Source organism: Streptococcus sp. KHUD_010 (genome assembly GCF_040207525.1).
Classification (GTDB): Bacteria; Bacillota; Bacilli; order Lactobacillales; family Streptococcaceae; genus Streptococcus; species Streptococcus hominis.
This window is the reverse complement of the sequence record NZ_CP157941.1, coordinates 455,329-472,500: the sequence shown is the minus strand read 5'-3', so window position 1 is coordinate 472,500 and position 17,172 is coordinate 455,329. Positions and strand designations below refer to the sequence as shown.

The following is a 17,172-nucleotide window of genomic DNA, read 5'->3' as shown; positions in this document are numbered from 1 at the left end:
TGGACAGGATTCTCACCTGTCTTGCGCTACTCATACCGGCATTCTCACTTCTATGCGTTCCAGCGCTCCTCACGGTACACCTTCGCCACACATAGAACGCTCTCCTACCATCCCCTAAAGGATCCACAGCTTCGGTAAATTGTTTTAGCCCCGGTACATTTTCGGCGCAGGGTCACTCGACTAGTGAGCTATTACGCACTCTTTGAATGAATAGCTGCTTCTAAGCTAACATCCTAGTTGTCTGTGCAACCCCACATCCTTTTCCACTTAACAATTATTTTGGGACCTTAGCTGGTGGTCTGGGCTGTTTCCCTTTCGACTACGGATCTTAGCACTCGCAGTCTGACTGCCGACCATAATTCATTGGCATTCGGAGTTTATCTGAGATTGGTAATCCGGGATGGACCCCTCACCCAAACAGTGCTCTACCTCCAAGAATCTTTCTGTCGACGCTAGCCCTAAAGCTATTTCGGAGAGAACCAGCTATCTCCAAGTTCGTTTGGAATTTCTCCGCTACCCACAAGTCATCCAAGCACTTTTCAACGTGCCCTGGTGCGGTCCTCCAGTGAGTTTTACCTCACCTTCAACCTGCTCATGGGTAGGTCACATGGTTTCGGGTCTACGTCATGATACTATGGCGCCCTCTTCAGACTCGGTTTCCCTACGGCTCCGTCTCTTCAACTTAACCTCGCATCATAACGTAACTCGCCGGTTCATTCTACAAAAGGCACGCTCTCACCCATTAACGGGCTCGAACTTGTTGTAGGCACACGGTTTCAGGTTCTCTTTCACTCCCCTCCCGGGGTGCTTTTCACCTTTCCCTCACGGTACTGGTTCACTATCGGTCACTAGGGAGTATTTAGGGTTGGGAGATGGTCCTCCCAGATTCCGACGGGATTCCTCGTGTCCCGCCGTACTCAGGATCCTGCTAGGTATAAAGACTATTTAAAATACGAGGCTCTTACTCTCTCTGGCAACCTTTCCCAAGGTCTTCTTCTATAATCTTTAAGTCCACATCGCAGTCCTACAACCCCGAGAAGTAAACTTCTCGGTTTGCCCTCTTGCCCTTTCGCTCGCCGCTACTCAGGCAATCGCTTTTGCTTTCTCTTCCTGCAGCTACTTAGATGTTTCAGTTCACTGTGTCTTCCTCCTCATATCCTTAACAGATACGGGTAACAGGCATCTACCTGTTGGGTTCCCCCATTCGGATATCCCTGGATCTACGCTTACTTACAGCTCCCCAAGGCATTTCGTCGTTTGTCACGTCCTTCTTCGGCTCCTAGTGCCAAGGCATCCACCGTGCGCCCTTACTAACTTAACCTTATCTTTGACCTCTCAGTCATATACTCATTAATATTCACAGCGTTTTCGGTTTATTTTCTTGTTACTATTTGATATCGTTATTCAATTTTCAATGTGCTAATCTTAGGATATTAAGAGACGATTCGCTTGCGAAGACTTCTGTAGAAAAATAGAAAACTGACGTTGTGTTCCATGAACACAAGGAAATTTATCTTTTTTCCTAAGAAGTTAGTCTCGTATTCAACTTCACTTCTTTATTAAGTTCAGTAGGATTCTATCCTAATGGAGCCTAGCGGGATCGAACCGCTGACCTCCTGCGTGCAAAGCAGGCGCTCTCCCAGCTGAGCTAAGGCCCCACAAGACCTCTCAAAACTAAACAAGACAAACTCAATGGCTTCCGTTTTTTCCTTAGAAAGGAGGTGATCCAGCCGCACCTTCCGATACGGCTACCTTGTTACGACTTCACCCCAATCATCTATCCCACCTTAGGCGGCTGGCTCCTTACGGTTACCTCACCGACTTCGGGTGTTACAAACTCTCGTGGTGTGACGGGCGGTGTGTACAAGGCCCGGGAACGTATTCACCGCGGCGTGCTGATCCGCGATTACTAGCGATTCCGACTTCATGTAGGCGAGTTGCAGCCTACAATCCGAACTGAGACTGGCTTTCAGAGATTAGCTTGCCGTCACCGGCTTGCGACTCGTTGTACCAGCCATTGTAGCACGTGTGTAGCCCAGGTCATAAGGGGCATGATGATTTGACGTCATCCCCACCTTCCTCCGGTTTATTACCGGCAGTCTCGCTAGAGTGCCCAACTCAATGATGGCAACTAACAATAAGGGTTGCGCTCGTTGCGGGACTTAACCCAACATCTCACGACACGAGCTGACGACAACCATGCACCACCTGTCACCTCTGCCCCGAAGGGAAACTCTATCTCTAGAGCGGTCAGAGGGATGTCAAGACCTGGTAAGGTTCTTCGCGTTGCTTCGAATTAAACCACATGCTCCACCGCTTGTGCGGGCCCCCGTCAATTCCTTTGAGTTTCAACCTTGCGGTCGTACTCCCCAGGCGGAGTGCTTAATGCGTTAGCTGCGGCACTGAGCCCCGGAAAGGACCCAACACCTAGCACTCATCGTTTACGGCGTGGACTACCAGGGTATCTAATCCTGTTCGCTCCCCACGCTTTCGAGCCTCAGCGTCAGTGACAGACCAGAGAGCCGCTTTCGCCACCGGTGTTCCTCCATATATCTACGCATTTCACCGCTACACATGGAATTCCACTCTCCCCTTCTGCACTCAAGTTAAACAGTTTCCAAAGCCTACAATGGTTGAGCCACTGCCTTTCACTTCAGACTTTTCTAACCGCCTGCGCTCGCTTTACGCCCAATAAATCCGGACAACGCTCGGGACCTACGTATTACCGCGGCTGCTGGCACGTAGTTAGCCGTCCCTTTCTGGTTAAGTACCGTCACAGTATGAACTTTCCATTCTCACACTCGTTCTTCCTTAACAACAGAGCTTTACGATCCGAAAACCTTCTTCACTCACGCGGCGTTGCTCGGTCAGGGTTCCCCCCATTGCCGAAGATTCCCTACTGCTGCCTCCCGTAGGAGTCTGGGCCGTGTCTCAGTCCCAGTGTGGCCGATCACCCTCTCAGGTCGGCTATGTATCGTTGCCTAGGTAGGCCATTACCCTACCTACTAGCTAATACAACGCAGGTCCATCTACTAGCGATGCAATTGCATCTTTCAAGCATCTAACATGTGTTACATACTGTTATGCGGTATTAGCTATCGTTTCCAATAGTTATCCCCCTCTAATAGGCAGGTTACCTACGCGTTACTCACCCGTTCGCAACTCACAGCCTATGGTGTAGCAAGCTACGGTATAGGCTGTGCGTCCTACTTGCATGTATTAGGCACGCCGCCAGCGTTCGTCCTGAGCCAGGATCAAACTCTCATATAAAGTTTGAGTTCTCACTCATTTCTGTCACTGACAGATTTATTGTTTCTTCTTAATGTTTGACGGACTGTCTTTAAACAGTCGCCTGCACATTGGTTCGTCTTGTTCAGTTTTCAAAGGTCTTTGTCGCCACTCAAGCGACAACTATCTTAGTATATCACCTCCTTCTCTTCTTGTCAATACCTTTTTTATCTTTTTTTATTTTTCTTGTTTTTTGTGACCTTTGAAAAAGAAAAGTTCTGAAATGAAGTTAGCCAGCTGATGATATGAAAAAACGCCTCAGATAAGTACTTGCGCTGGTCATACGAAATAGAAAATATGTATAAAATAAAAATTCTATGACCTATTATCATAGAACTTTTATATCATTTTTCTATATATTTATTGTTTATCTCTAACAATCATCTCAGCTATCTTATTTATGGCTTAATTTTCTAGTCAAAAAATCACCAGCAAACTGAATAGCAAAGATAAGTACAATGATAATAACCGTTGCTAAAACAGTTACATCGTTATTATAGCGATTGAAGCCATAAGCAATCGCAACATTCCCGATTCCTCCAGCACCGACAGCACCAGCCATTGCAGTCTCGCCAACGAGAGAAATAAGAGTGACTGTTGTCACACGAATCAAATCTGGCAAACCTTCACGTAGATAGACACCAACTAGGTCACCGAAAGTCGCTCCGCTTGCCTGAGCAGCTTCGATAACACCGCCGTCCAATTCGGCAAGAACAACTTGAACTTGGCGAGCAAAGAAAGCAAATACGGCAAAAGAAAGTGGTACAATAGCTGCGTTTGGTCCAATACTAGTCCCCACAATCAAGTGTGAAAAAGGTGAAAGAACAGCTAACAAAATAATAAATGGGATGGCGCGGAAGATAGACGTGATTTTGTCTAAAATCCAAAAAACTATTTTATTTTCCAAGACACCACCTGGAGCAGTCAAAACAAGAAAAAGCCCTGCAATTAACCCCAATAATCCACCAATAATAAAAGAAATAACCGTCATATACAACGTCAAGTAAATAGCTGTTCCCCAGCCAGCTTGACCGCTCCATCCCATTCGATAAACATTCGGCAAGTATGTTTGAATAAAGTTTCCCATCTATGCTTCTCCCTTCAATACTGTCAATTGAACGCCAGCTTCACGAATGGCTGCTTTAGCCGCTGTTAGATTTTCCTTTTCACCAGATAAAACAACGACCAGTTCTCCGACAGGTGTTCCACCTAAAATTTCAATATTTCCATAGAGTATATTGGCAGTAACTTGATGATGTTTGTAAATTTCATTCAGCAAGGGTTCGTCTGTAGAGGTTCCTGCGTACTTCATTTGCGCCAAGAGGCTATTTTTCGCCAAATGTTTGACGATTTCTTGTTGCTCAATCTTGCCCATAGCTTCATCAATTCCTGTTGCAGTCGAGATGAAGTCTTTGGTTAAGTCTTGCTGAGGATTAGAGAAAATATCCAAGACAGAACCTTCTTCAATCAATTGACCGTCCTGCATAACTGCGACACGGTTGGCAATGTCTTTAACAATTTGCATTTCATGGGTGATTAAAACAATTGTTAATCCTAGCTTTTGATTTAAATCTTGTAAAAGAGCTAAAATTTGTTTAGTTGTTTTTGGATCTAAGGCAGAGGTTGATTCATCAGAAATCAAGATTTTAGGGTCATTTGCTAAGGCACGCGCGATTGCAACCCGCTGTTTTTGCCCTCCAGAAAGCTGAGAAGGATAATTCTCAGCACGATCTGCTAAACCGACCAACTCCAACAGTGTACGCACTTTTTCTTTTTTTTCTTCTTTTGATAGACCAGAATGTTTCAACGCAAAAGCGATATTTTCTTCTGCCGTCAATTGACTCATCAGATTAAAATGTTGAAAAATCATGCCGATGTCTTGACGTTTGCGGCGCAGCTGTTCTGCTGTCAAGGTTACTTTATTGTCAAAAAGAACATCATCATCTACAATAATTTTCCCGCTCGTTGGAACTTGCAGTAGGTTAATGACACGAACCAAGGTTGATTTCCCAGCCCCAGAATAACCGACAATTCCATAGATATCTCTTTCTTGAATATGAATCGTCACATCTTTAACTGCTTGAATCTGACGTTTCTTTTGTTGAAAAGTTACATCAATGTGATCTAACTGAATCATTTCTTTACTCATAACTTGCAATCAGCTCCTCTACTAATTCAATATGGGTGTAATAATCTGCAATGCAGACATTTTCGTCACCGCCATGGTCTCGACTATTCGCATTTCCAAGTCCAAAGGCGACCATTGGTACCTCAAGTGCTTCAAATACCGTGTGCATCGGTCCTGTACCTGCTGTAGTTGGTAAGACAGAAACTCCTTTTTGATAGAATTTCTTAGCTAGTTCAATGACATTTAAAATCGGCAACGCACTCATATCACTACGATAGCTCATTTCTCCCAAAGTATAAACTAATTCTACCTTATCAAAACCATTTTTGTCGAGTTGTTTGCGAATCAGTTCCAATACTCCATGTGGTTCCAGTCCTGGCACTAAGCGAACCTCTACTTTTGCCGAAGCTTCTGACGGAAGAATCGTCTTCACTCCTTGACCTTGGTAACCAGAAGTAATTCCTTCAATGTTCAAAGATGGTTCAAAGAAAATTCGATTTAAAAAAGATTTTTTCTCTTCTTGTAATAAAGGTAATTCCAAACCATAAATAGTTTCTACTTCTTCTGGACTGCGCTGAGCGTATTGTTCCACTAAAGCTAACTCTCGTTGATTAGGTGTGATTACTTGATCATAAAGCCCTTCTACCTGAATACATCCATCCTTATCTCTCAAGCTAGCAAGGGCGTTCAACAAGTACCAAGAAGCCGAATCAATCACACCACCAAAGCTAGAATGAATATCCACTTCCGCACTTTTGACCTTCATATCAAAGGTCACAATTCCCTTGTTCCCACCAGAAATTTCTAGTTGACCCAAAGAATTTTTAATTCCTTGTTCCCAAACGAGAAGATCTGCCCCTTGCAGAAGCACCTTGTGTTTGGCTAGGTATTTTTCTAAATCAACAGAAGCAGACTCTTCTGCTCCTTCCATCATAAAAATGACATTGACAGGTAACGTTTTATGCTTTTGTAAATATTTTTGCATAGCCGTCAAACGCGCGATAATATGTCCTTTGTCATCATCTACTCCGCGACCATACATGCCACCGTCTCGAATAGATAAGGTAAATGGGTCATCTGTCCAAATCTGATCGCTATCTGCCGGAACCGTGTCGTAGTGATTATAAAAAATAATTGTCTTAGCTGTAGGGTTTGAACTTTTAAACTTCGCTATCACAAATGGCGCTGTATAGTTGTCATCTAATTCCACCTCCGCACCAGCTTTTGTAAAGATTTCTTTTAGATAAGCAGCCACTTCTTGTAAACCGACTTGTTGAGCGAAGATTGATTTTTTAGCAATCAAAGTTCGTAAAATGGCGATATATTCTTGTGTTACTATATCTTGTTCAAATTTTTTAATTTGCTCTTCTTCACTTGAAAATGTCATATTTTCTCCTCATAGAAATGGCGACAAAACTCAGTCGGTAATTCCAACTGAGTTTTTAGACTGAAATACAGCTAATGAAATAAAGATTACCAAACCGGTTGGTCTAAACCATCTGATGTTTCTTCAACCACTTTTTTCACTTCATCTGAATGATAAGCTTTAATGAGTTTCTTAATGGCATCTGCTTTTGAAGATTTTTCCCAATCTTTTTTAGCTGCAATGATATTAAACCATTGTTTTGAATTTTTATCTTTTGGTTCAATGAACAAAGCGTTTTTATAGTCCAATTTTGCTTCTGTTACAAATGTATTGTTTACAACGGCTGCATCTACTGAAGTCAATGAGCGAGCTGTTTGACTAGCATCCAATTCTGTAATTTTCAATTTTTTCGGATTTTCTTTGATATTTGCCACAGTTGCCAATTCATTTCCAGACTTGTCTAATTTAATCAATCCTGCAGATTGTAATAAATTAAGCGCCCGACTTTCATTTGTCGCATCATTTGGAACCGCAATTTCTGCACCATTTGGAATTTGGTCTACTTTTGTATATTTATTTTTTCCATTTTTGGTACCAGAGTAGAGACGAATGGGTGAGATATAAGTTTCAGCAGTTGCAACTAAGTTTTGCTTGTTTTCCTTGTTCCAGTTGTTCAAGAAATAGTAATGTTGGAAAGCATTGATATCCACTTCACCATCAGCGACCGCTTTATTTGGTTGCGAGTAGTCCGTAAATTCTGTAAATTTCAACTTGATATTATCTTTTTTCAACAATTCTTGAATCTTGTCCCAGCGTTTTTCCTCTGAGTCACTCTTTGTCATTACACCAACTTTAATCGTTTTGGCGTCGTCACTTTTATTTCCTGAACCACAAGCTGCTAAGCCAATCACTGCTGCAGCTGCTAGAGCTGTTATTCCAAACCATTTTTTAAATTTCATTTTCTGTCTCCTTTAAAAATCTTATGAAAATAGTATCGCACATATTGACCTGATTGACAAATTGTTATTTCATAACAAAGGGTATAGTTATAAACTATAACTGTTTTGTGTAAGAAAACCAGCTGAAACTTTGAAACTAGCTGGCTTTACATTCTCTTATTTCACATCTGCTTCTACTGGCAAGTAACTACCGCCAAAGAATTTTTGGGAAAGTTTTTCCAGAGTTCCGTCTTTATACAACTCTTGAATGCGCTTATTGACAAATGTTTTCAATTCATTTTGCCCCTTTGCTAAAAGTGGATAAACATAAGGTTGTTGATTGCTTGGTAAATCAATCACTTTTAGGTTATCCAGTTTTTGATTTTTAATAACTGTTTCAACACCGATTTTATCAAAAATCTTATAATCAAACTTACCGTCGTTTAAATGACTCATAATCTGCTGAAAATCTGCTTTTGTATAGCTAATTTTCGTTGGATTGCCAGAATGTTCTTGGTTGTATTTTTCTAATTGTGCTGCAGTCGTTGTCCCTTGTACAACTTCTGTTGTTTTCCCACCAATATCATCCAGCGATTGAATGCTTTTATCAGATTTTTTCACCACTAAAACGTTTGGATTTTTAGCAGTTGGAGCTGCATACAAATACTTTCCTGCACGTTCTTTTGTATAGCTGATATTGTTGACCGCCATTTGGTAGCGATCACTATCTAGACCAGCGAAAATACCTGACCACTCTGTTGTTTCAAATTTTACCTTGTATTTGTTAGAATCTTTGAAGATCGCACGAACGACTTCGATTTCATAACCTGTTAGTTTACCATTTTCTTCATAGTTAAATGGCTTGGGTGAAGCATTCGTTGCGACTTTAATTTCTGTTTTTCCAGATGAAGTCGTTGATTTTGAATTGGAGCACGCTACTAAAGCTCCTATTGTCAAAAGCCCAAGGGCTGTTAAAGAAGAATATTTTAACACTTTTTTCATATTCCTATAATAACCTCTTTCATTAAGATAAATCTTATCATATCAAATATTTTCCTTCTTGACTATTATTTGATTTTTATCAAAGTGATAGTTTTTCTTTATCAAGGAACGCTAAACAAAAAGAGCCAGATAATTTTCTAGCTCTTTGTTTAATCTTAAAATCCTTCTACATTTGTATAAATCTTTTGTACGTCTTCATCGTCTTCTAAAACAGCATACAACTTTTCAAATATTTCTAAATCTTCGCCTGATAATACCACATCAGATTGTGGAATCATTTCCAATTCGGTAACTTGGAATTCTTCTACACCAGATTCGCGGAGAGCAGTCAAAGCCTTGTGCAAATCTGTCGGTGCGGTGTAAACTGTAATGCTTCCGTCTTCTGCTTCTACATCATCCACATCAACATCAGCTTCTAGCAGTTGTTCAAACACACTATCTGCATCGTCTCCTGTGAATACAATCACACCTTTATTATCAAACATATAAGACACTGAGCCACTCGCTCCCATGTTTCCACCATTTTTACCAAAGGCAGAACGAACATTTGCTGCGGTACGATTGACATTTGAAGTTAGTGTATCCACAATAAGCATTGAACCATTTGGACCAAAGCCCTCATAACGTCCTTCAGTAAAGGTTTCGTCTGTATTTCCTTTTGCCTTATCTAACGCTTTGTCAATAACATGCTTTGGCACTTGCGCTTGCTTCGCACGTTCAATAACAAATTTCAAAGCTGAGTTCGATTCTGGATCTGGCTCTCCTTTTTTAGCTGCTACATAGATTTCAACACCAAATTTAGCATAAACTTTTGAGTTTGCACCGTCCTTGGCAGTTTTTTTCGCCACAATATTGGCCCATTTACGTCCCATTGGATATTCTCCTTTAGATTTTCACTTTTTCAATCTTTTTTATTATATCACAAGTCAGGTTGAATTTCACTAGCAAATTATTGACAATAACCAGCTCTACAAAATAATTTTTGCATCAATCTACCATTATCGGGATTTTCCAAAATTCTGCTCTTCTAGCTGGGCATTCCCTAGCTGATAAATACAATCAGCTCGCTGGGTTAAGGAATCCCATGGCTCTTGACCGATGCGACTGACGAAGTCTGTTTTCCCTTTCATCTTTTTAAGATGTTCTCGACCTGCTTGAGTAAAGCCCAAGATATGAATACCGCTAGGCAACTGATCATTTCTTGCACCGACCAAAATATAAGTCAGAATTCGTCTGATTCGTGCTTTCGTATATCGCTTGGTTGCGACTTGTTCGACCAACTCCTCTACGCTATAACTGGTTTTCACTGCTTCCTGCAAGCGTACCGAAAGTTCTCGATTAACCTGATAAAAACTCGTCAAATCGGGATGACTGATAATCTGGTAACGCAGCAAAGGATAAAGTGCTGACCAGGTCACTTTGGGAGACTGAATCAGCAGTTCATGAGCCGGGGTAAATTTCTCCAGAAAGTCTGGACAATTAAGACGCTCTCTAAGAGCCGTAGCTGAGGCATATTTTAAATTTTCTTCTTGCGAATGATAGCCAGCTCCTTGACGCTTGATTGGAAGAATCTCAATAGCCTTTCCAGCACAAGCTTTGGCATAAGAAAGTCCTAAAATGTGATTGGGTGTATTGCCTGTGAATTTCACACCAGCAAACTTTTCCCACATTTTCTGTGTTTTCTGTGGATAAGACAAATCATCTGGCAAACTTTGTACGTAGTCCACCATTTTCTGTTGATTATCTATATAAATCTGTGAAAAGTGTTGATAATCTAAGACCTCTTCCGTGCCAAAGGTCAACTTATTCACACTAAGGCGCTCTAAAATATCTACTGCTCCTTGTGCGAAGTAGTCAGCTGACTGAACAGCCACCAAAAATGGCAATTCAACCACCAAATCAGCGCCATTTCGCAGAGCCATTTCCGCGCGTATCCACTTATCTACAATCGCGGGCTCACCACGTTGGACAAAATTGCCGCTCATGGCAATAATTTTCAAACCTTTAGCCTGCTCTAGCAAGTATTTATGACCATTGTGGAAGGGGTTGAATTCTGCAATGATACCGGTGATAGTCATGTGGCGCTCCTAATTAATTCTAATTCGCTCATTTTTTATCATACAATAGTTACTATTTTACATTTCTGAATACTCAATTAAAGTTATCTCATCGTCGCTAATTTTATCTGGTAAATTCACGATTTCATTGATATCAATAAAATATTCAAAATCAATTTTAAAATCACCTATCAGCCACTCTTCTTCAAAAATCCCTTCTGAAATCTCTTTAGCAGTAACAATATCATTTGCAATACTAACAAGCTTATTATGATTTGATGACAAATAATCTTCAAATAGATTATTATCCTTGCTTTTATAGATTATTTGAACAATAAGTCTATTTAACCATATGTCTAAATATTCATTTTCACCAAAATTCTCTAACTTCTTGCGTATTTTCTTTATTGTTTCAAATTTCTTGTAAATATTTGTGCTATCTTGGATATTGAATTTCAATAATAAGATAGATAATAATTGAATTCCAATACTAGTCATTTTAGGATTTTTTAAAATAATATCTACTAAGATAGAAATTAAAGTATCAATATCAGTCCCATTATGTATAAAATCTTCTTCTTCAAAAGAATCTATACGATTTTTAAGCTCATTAAGCGCCTTCACAAGTTGCCCACTATTTGGATACCTATCAGCAAAATCTTTGATAATGAACAGGTGCTTTTGTACAGTTGCACTATATATTCGATTATCAAAATAATTTTTAAATCTTCTCTTAGAAAGACTTTTCTTTTTTGAGAACCCTACGTAACTTAAAAAATTTGAAAAGAATTTTTCTGGTTTCTTATAAAATTTATCACCACTTAATTTCACAACAGGATTATGTTTCAACCAGTATAACTTATCTTCTTTTATCGAATCCTTGACAACATTATCAGATAATTTTGTCTTTGAGTCACCTAACGATAGTTTATATCGCTGTAAAATTACAGATAGTATCTTTTTGATTTTGTGCAATTCATCTATACTATTCGTAAAAATTCGATAATCATCCCTGTATCTTAAAATATGATATCCGCTGATTTTTGAGATTTCGAGCTCATCAACCAATTTAACATCAATATAGGCAAGCAATAGTTCGGCAAAAAAATCTGAAACTACATTTCCCTGTGGAATACCAACCGTCTCTCGATAATTCATCCACTGAAATCTTTTATCTATACCACTTCCAAAACTATTATGATCTTCTTTTGCATTTTCTTCTCCTATGATAGCCCAATGCAAACTGTGAGTATAGATACTTCCATAAAAATTACTAATATCTAATTTTAACATGTAGGAATATTCTATACTAAGTCTAATACTTTCTTGTTCTATCTTTTTCCAAAAATGAAGTGCCAACTCTTTTTTATAATCTGTAGCTAATTGACCCTCAACTTCAAATGGAATACTAAAACATTCAATCTGATTTTTTACTTTGCTTCTCAGTTCATTGAATCTTGTTACTAAATTTGTCCAACTATCAGATTTTGTAATGGCATTTACCAAATCTACGTACAAGTAAGGATGGATTAAAGTAATTGGGCGATACGAGTTAGAAGTCTTATTTAGTTGCATGCAAAAATTAATATTTGGATAATCCGAATACTTTACTTGACTCTTCACAATATTTATTTCAGTATCAGAGTTATTCTTATTGGAAAGAATTTTATCTTCCATCTTATCAATTGCTTGATTAAGAATAGAATCAATATTGAAATAAGAAGGGAGATTTAATGTAAAATAGTTTTCTGATTTTAATAAAAAATTTCTTGCTTCTTCATGGGACATTTCTAAAATAGATTTTTTCTGATATGACATACAGACCTCTTTTACGTAATAAGAATTATCAGCTAACTAATACATTGACAAAATTCCACCTACTTCTCACACACAAAGAACCAGCGGTTTGATTTTTTGCGTGGCTTTATGTCCTCAAAGTCGGCGTAAAGTTTGAATGATTTGAAGCCTGCTTGTTCCAAGAGAATATCGTAAGTTAAGACTTCGTAAGTGCGTTCTTCGTGGACTTCGTCGTAACGTGTGAAGCGCCCGTCTTCGTCTTGCAAGAAAAAGGTCAATTCATGCACGACTGAATGTGGCGCCTCATCGGCGTATGTATCCCAGACCATGGCAAATTCTTCAGCGTTTTCATGGTAAGAATAGCCAGGAAAGACTGTGTCTGTCTGGTAAGTTGAGTGCACGTCAAAGATGAAAACGCCACCTTCATTCAAGCAGTTGTAAACTTGCTGAAAGACATCACCGACTTCAATTTCATCGGCCATGTAGCAAATTGAATCAGAGTAACAAGTCACCAAGTCGTATTTCCCAGCTTGCGATAAATCAAGCATGTTGCCCTGTCTGAATTCAATAGCTTCATCTGCTGCTTTTGCGCGTTTTCTTGCGATTTCAAGCATCTCCTCACTCAAATCAAGCCCTGTCACGTCAAAGCCAGCTTTGGCAAAGCGTACGGATTGAATTCCTGTTCCACAAGCTAATTCTAAGAGCTTTTTCTTATTTTTGGGAAAATGGCGGAGCGAAAAATCGGTCCATTTATCATAAAGACTATCATCCATAATAGCATCATAGACTGATGCGAAGGTTTCATAAGTTGTCATCTTATCTAAAAGTACCAAAAGGGTACTCTTCCTTTCTTCTCATTGAAAGAGGTTGGGACAATGTCCTCAACCCTCATCGTTTTTTATCTACAAGGCTTGTTTCTCAAGCAATGGTGTCACATCCACACCAACGGCTTCATGCCAGAGTTTTTCAAGGTTGTAGTGATTCCGCATTTCCTCAGAAAAAATATGAACAACCACCCCGCCTAGATCCAAAAGCACCCAGCCTCCAGCAGAGTTTCCTTCTACATGGCTAGCTGATTGCCCTGCTTCTGTAACTTTTTCACGAATATTATCAGCAATCGCTTCTAGTTGACGGCTGTTCATAGAGCTGGCAATGACAAAATAGTCTGTCATCGTCGTCAATTCTTGCAAATCTAGCACAGTAATGTCTTCTGCTCGTTTTTCATCCGCTGCTTTTACAACAATTTCTAATAGTTCTTTTTTATCCATTTAATCCTCTTTTAAAATTTCTTCTAAATCAGCCACTTGGGCAAAACGTCCGTTCCAAGTATTTTCATAATGCTGTATTAATTGTTCTGCTGTAATTTCTCTTTCAGCAAAGGTAGTCGTGCCATTTTTAACAACTGCCAAATCATAACCAAACTCAAACGCCACCTTAACAGTCGTATCAATGCAATAATTCGTTGCCATGCCAATGATAATCAGCCGCTCAATAGCTTGGCTATCCAGATAAGTCTGTAAATGAGTTTCTTTAAAAGCACTATTATAATGTTTATCAAAGATTTTTTCGCCAACTTCTGGAGCAATAGCTCCGTAAATTTCCCAGCCATGACTTCCTGTCAGTAGTTCGTCGTCATTGTGGCGGACATAAATCACTTCAATGTTTTTCTCACGACAAGTGGCGATTGCTTTTTGCCAGACAGATAAGCAGTTATCAACAGCATACGGTTTAGCCTCTATCAAGGCTGTTTGAATATCAATCACTAACAGAGCCATTTTCATTTGTCATCTTTCATAAAGCCAACATACGCATTATAAGTCTCAATGGTTTGTGGGAAGATAGGCAAGCCCTTATGTGCCAGGTGCCCTACCGTCCGCGCTGTTTCGTAGGCAACCGCCTTATTTAACGATTTTTTAGCAATTTCACGTGCTTGCTCCACTCCTGGAAAGTTCCGATTAGGCTCAATATAGTCTGCTACGTAGACCACCTTATCTAAATCGGACATTTGGGCAGAACCTACGGTATGAACTTCGATAGCTCGTAAAATTTCTGGATCTGTCAATCCTAAATCTTCCTGAATTTTATAAATGCCGACCATGCCATGCCAGACATTATTTCCCCAATCTTTCAACGCCGGATCCAAAGCATACTTATCGATTAGCGCCAGAAATTCTTCGTCAGAGAACTTTTTTGCATAATCATGGAGCAGACCTGCCAAACCAGCTTTTTCTACATCTACACCGAAGCGCTCTGCCAAGTCAATCGCTGCTTGTTCCACTCCTAGGCAATGTTTAAAACGCTTCTCTGGCAAAAGCTGCTGCATTTTGACTAAAAGCTGCTCACGAGAAATTCCCACGTAAGTTTCATATCCCATTATTGTAAAGCCCTTCTTTCTCAATATAGTCTAAAACTGGCTTGGGTAGGAGAAAATTAGGCGTCCGACCTTGAGCCAGAAAATCTCGAACCATACTCGAAGAAATATCCATCAACGGCACATCTACCCAGATAACTGGATAAGAGGTACCAGCTTTATAACGGGGACGCTGAACCCCAACAAATTGAACCAAATCAACTAATTCGTCAATTCGATGCCACTTGGGAAGGTAATCTACCATATCCGCTCCGATGATGAAATAATAATCTGTATCTGGATGTTTTTCCGTCAAGAATTTCATCGTATCATAGGTGTAACTAATACCCTTTCTCTCTAACTCAATGGTTTCAATTCCCAGACCTTCAATGCCTTCAATTGCCAACTTCAGCATCTTCAGTCGGTGCTTCTCATCAATCGTTGATTTCTTATCAACATGTGGTGGCTCATACTCAGGCATCAGCAAGACCTGATCTAAACATAATTGTTGACGAACTTGATCCGCCACAACCAAATGGGCATTATGAACTGGATTAAAGTTTCCACCTAAAATCCCCACCTGCTTTCTTTTTTTTGCTTTTACTTCTGGTTCCAACTTCACCTTGGTGAAGGGAGTCAGTAATTCAATTGCCATAGGCTGCTTCCTCTAAATTTCTTTTACCTTTACTGAAATTTTGCGGTTTTCCTTTTTGCTAGACTGTTTGTAGAGAATTAAAATACGGCCAATTTTTTGAACAGTGTCCACACCGATTTCCTCTTCGAGAATTTCTGCTACTTCATGGATGTTCTCATCTGTATTTTGTAGAAGAGTTACTTTAATTAATTCTCTAGCATCTAGAGCTTGACGAACACTCGTTTTAATCTGGTCGTTGAGACCGTTTTTGCCAATTTGAATGATTGGTTTGAGGCTGTGAGCCTGACTATTCAAAAAAGCTCGCTGTTTAGATGTTAATGACATAATAAGATACAAAGAGCGTCAAAACCGACAGAAAATTAGAAAATTCGACGAAGAATCAATGATTTTCTAAGAGAATTTTTCTATTTTCCAAAGTTTTAGCTCGTGTTCAATTCCTTTCTAAAAATTGGTTTAACTGTGACGGTTTCTTACTAGAATTCCTTAGATAATGGCTTTTCGGGTCACTACTGCAACTCCCTCTGGTGCCCAGGCTACAATCTTTGCTGGCCCTGTCACGCGAATCCAGCCCAAGCCTGAAAAGACTACATCTGTTTTGGTTTCAATTTTCAACTCATGTTTGACGAGCTGAGGAAAATCTGCCACTTCTTTTTTAGAGGGCGGTGCTAGCAAAGAGCCAACATGCTTTTCATAAAATTCTCCCGCTCCTACAAGCTTGGTGCGATGCAGCTTTAGTTCATTGTCAAAATAAGCTGTAAAACCTTGCTTGTCACCCGATACAAAGTCAAAGCGCCCCACCCCCCCTAAAAAGAGGGTTTGTTCAGGATTGAGTTGGTAAGTTTTGGGTTTGATTTCCTTTTTCGGACTGACATATTTAAGATTTTTAGCAGACAGATAATGAGCCATTTGGTGGCGGTGAATAATCCCTGGTGTGTCGTAGATATGACTACCGTCAGCCAGCGGAATCTCAATCTTATCCAGCGTGGTACCTGGAAATCGTGAAGTCGTAATAACTTCCTTATCTCCGGTAATTTCCTGAATAATGGCATTGATAAGTGTGGACTTACCAACATTGGTCACGCCGACCACATAAACATCTCGGCCTTTCCGATATTGCTCAATCTTTTCAATCAATTCTTTAATCGCTTGCTTGTTTTGAGCTGAAGTCAAAACTACATCAACAGGGCACAGTCCTTCCTCGTGAGCCCGCTCCGTCAGCCATTGGGCAACCTTGCTCGTCTTAACCGACTTAGGGAGAATATCTTTTTTATTCCCAACCAACAGCACATCGTTGCCAGCCACAAAGCGTGGCAAACCCGGAATCACCGAACCATTAAAATCAAAAATATCTACTACATTGACTACGAGAGCATTGCTGTCCCCGACTTCGTGGAGAAGTCTGAGAAAATCATCGTCTGTCAATTGCACATCGGTAATTTCGTTGTAGTGACGCAGACGGAAACAGCGCTGACAATACAGCTCACCTGTCTCCATTCCCTTTTTCAAAGCCGACTGAGGGGTGTAGCCAAGCCTATCCTTATATTTTGTCTGAATCGGTGCTCCGCACCCAATACAGAGAATGTCTTCCATG

The 17,172-nt window shown here is 40.1% G+C and carries 14 protein-coding genes, 1 tRNA gene, 2 rRNA genes and 1 pseudogene (1 of these 18 only partly in view); all 18 read right to left on the bottom strand.

Annotated elements, in window-relative coordinates; translation table 11 throughout:
* Positions 1 to 1,321, bottom strand: a 23S ribosomal RNA gene (locus ABKA15_RS02290) (it extends 1,581 nt beyond the left edge of the window).
* Positions 1,322 to 1,585: 264 nt separating this feature from the next.
* Positions 1,586 to 1,658, bottom strand: a tRNA-Ala gene (locus ABKA15_RS02285).
* A 56-nt stretch (positions 1,659 to 1,714) separates the two neighbouring features.
* Positions 1,715 to 3,270, bottom strand: a 16S ribosomal RNA gene (locus ABKA15_RS02280).
* Together the 16S and 23S rRNA genes with 1 tRNA gene alongside form the textbook arrangement of a ribosomal RNA operon.
* 412 nt (positions 3,271 to 3,682) lie before the next feature.
* Positions 3,683 to 4,375 carry a methionine ABC transporter permease gene (locus tag ABKA15_RS02275; RefSeq protein WP_049514094.1) on the bottom strand — a complete coding sequence of 231 codons (693 nt, stop codon included), beginning with the start codon at positions 4,373 to 4,375 and terminating at the stop codon, positions 3,683 to 3,685.
* Positions 4,376 to 5,437 carry a methionine ABC transporter ATP-binding protein gene (locus ABKA15_RS02270; protein ID WP_049514096.1) on the bottom strand — a complete coding sequence of 354 codons (1,062 nt, stop codon included), beginning with the start codon at positions 5,435 to 5,437 and terminating at the stop codon, positions 4,376 to 4,378.
* Entirely contained in the window at positions 5,430 to 6,803 is a 1,374-nt protein-coding gene (locus tag ABKA15_RS02265) for a M20/M25/M40 family metallo-hydrolase (protein ID WP_049514098.1), read from the bottom strand. The genes ABKA15_RS02270 and ABKA15_RS02265 overlap by 8 nt, the downstream gene beginning before the upstream one ends.
* Positions 6,804 to 6,889: 86 nt before the next feature.
* Positions 6,890 to 7,741: a MetQ/NlpA family ABC transporter substrate-binding protein gene (locus ABKA15_RS02260; protein WP_049514100.1), complete on the bottom strand. Its 852-nt coding sequence runs from the start codon at positions 7,739 to 7,741 to the stop codon at positions 6,890 to 6,892.
* Positions 7,742 to 7,897: 156 nt separating this feature from the next.
* Positions 7,898 to 8,722: an amino acid ABC transporter substrate-binding protein gene (locus tag ABKA15_RS02255; RefSeq protein ID WP_049514101.1), complete on the bottom strand. Its 825-nt coding sequence runs from the start codon at positions 8,720 to 8,722 to the stop codon at positions 7,898 to 7,900.
* Between the two features lie 155 nt (positions 8,723 to 8,877).
* Positions 8,878 to 9,594 (bottom strand): YebC/PmpR family DNA-binding transcriptional regulator, encoded by a 717-nt coding sequence (locus tag ABKA15_RS02250; RefSeq protein WP_049514103.1) that lies wholly within the window; start codon positions 9,592 to 9,594, stop codon positions 8,878 to 8,880.
* A 115-nt stretch (positions 9,595 to 9,709) separates the two neighbouring features.
* Positions 9,710 to 10,800 (bottom strand): annotated as a pseudogene (locus ABKA15_RS02245) (nucleotidyltransferase).
* Positions 10,801 to 10,857: 57 nt separating this feature from the next.
* Positions 10,858 to 12,597, bottom strand: a complete 1,740-nt coding sequence (locus tag ABKA15_RS02240) for an RNA-directed DNA polymerase (RefSeq protein ID WP_049514107.1) — start codon at positions 12,595 to 12,597, stop codon at positions 10,858 to 10,860.
* A 59-nt stretch (positions 12,598 to 12,656) separates the two neighbouring features.
* Entirely contained in the window at positions 12,657 to 13,391 is a 735-nt protein-coding gene (locus tag ABKA15_RS02235; RefSeq protein WP_049514238.1) for a class I SAM-dependent methyltransferase, read from the bottom strand.
* An 87-nt stretch (positions 13,392 to 13,478) separates the two neighbouring features.
* Positions 13,479 to 13,844, bottom strand: a complete 366-nt coding sequence (gene rsfS / locus ABKA15_RS02230) for a ribosome silencing factor (RefSeq protein WP_049514109.1) — start codon at positions 13,842 to 13,844, stop codon at positions 13,479 to 13,481.
* Positions 13,845 to 14,357, bottom strand: coding sequence for a cysteine hydrolase family protein (locus ABKA15_RS02225; protein WP_049514110.1), 513 nt, complete (start codon positions 14,355 to 14,357; stop codon positions 13,845 to 13,847).
* Positions 14,354 to 14,950 (bottom strand): bis(5'-nucleosyl)-tetraphosphatase (symmetrical) YqeK, encoded by a 597-nt coding sequence (gene yqeK / locus ABKA15_RS02220; protein WP_049514112.1) that lies wholly within the window; start codon positions 14,948 to 14,950, stop codon positions 14,354 to 14,356. The genes ABKA15_RS02225 and yqeK overlap by 4 nt, the downstream gene beginning before the upstream one ends.
* Complete coding sequence (locus tag ABKA15_RS02215; protein ID WP_003028835.1) at positions 14,940 to 15,581, bottom strand: nicotinate-nucleotide adenylyltransferase; 642 nt, start codon at positions 15,579 to 15,581, stop codon at positions 14,940 to 14,942. Before ABKA15_RS02215 ends, yqeK begins: the two co-directional genes overlap by 11 nt.
* Before the next feature lie 12 nt (positions 15,582 to 15,593).
* Complete coding sequence (yhbY, locus tag ABKA15_RS02210) at positions 15,594 to 15,905, bottom strand: ribosome assembly RNA-binding protein YhbY (RefSeq protein WP_003039538.1); 312 nt, start codon at positions 15,903 to 15,905, stop codon at positions 15,594 to 15,596.
* A gap of 159 nt (positions 15,906 to 16,064) precedes the next feature.
* Complete coding sequence (gene yqeH, locus ABKA15_RS02205) at positions 16,065 to 17,171, bottom strand: ribosome biogenesis GTPase YqeH (protein WP_049514113.1); 1,107 nt, start codon at positions 17,169 to 17,171, stop codon at positions 16,065 to 16,067.
* Position 17,172: the final 1 nt, after the last annotated feature.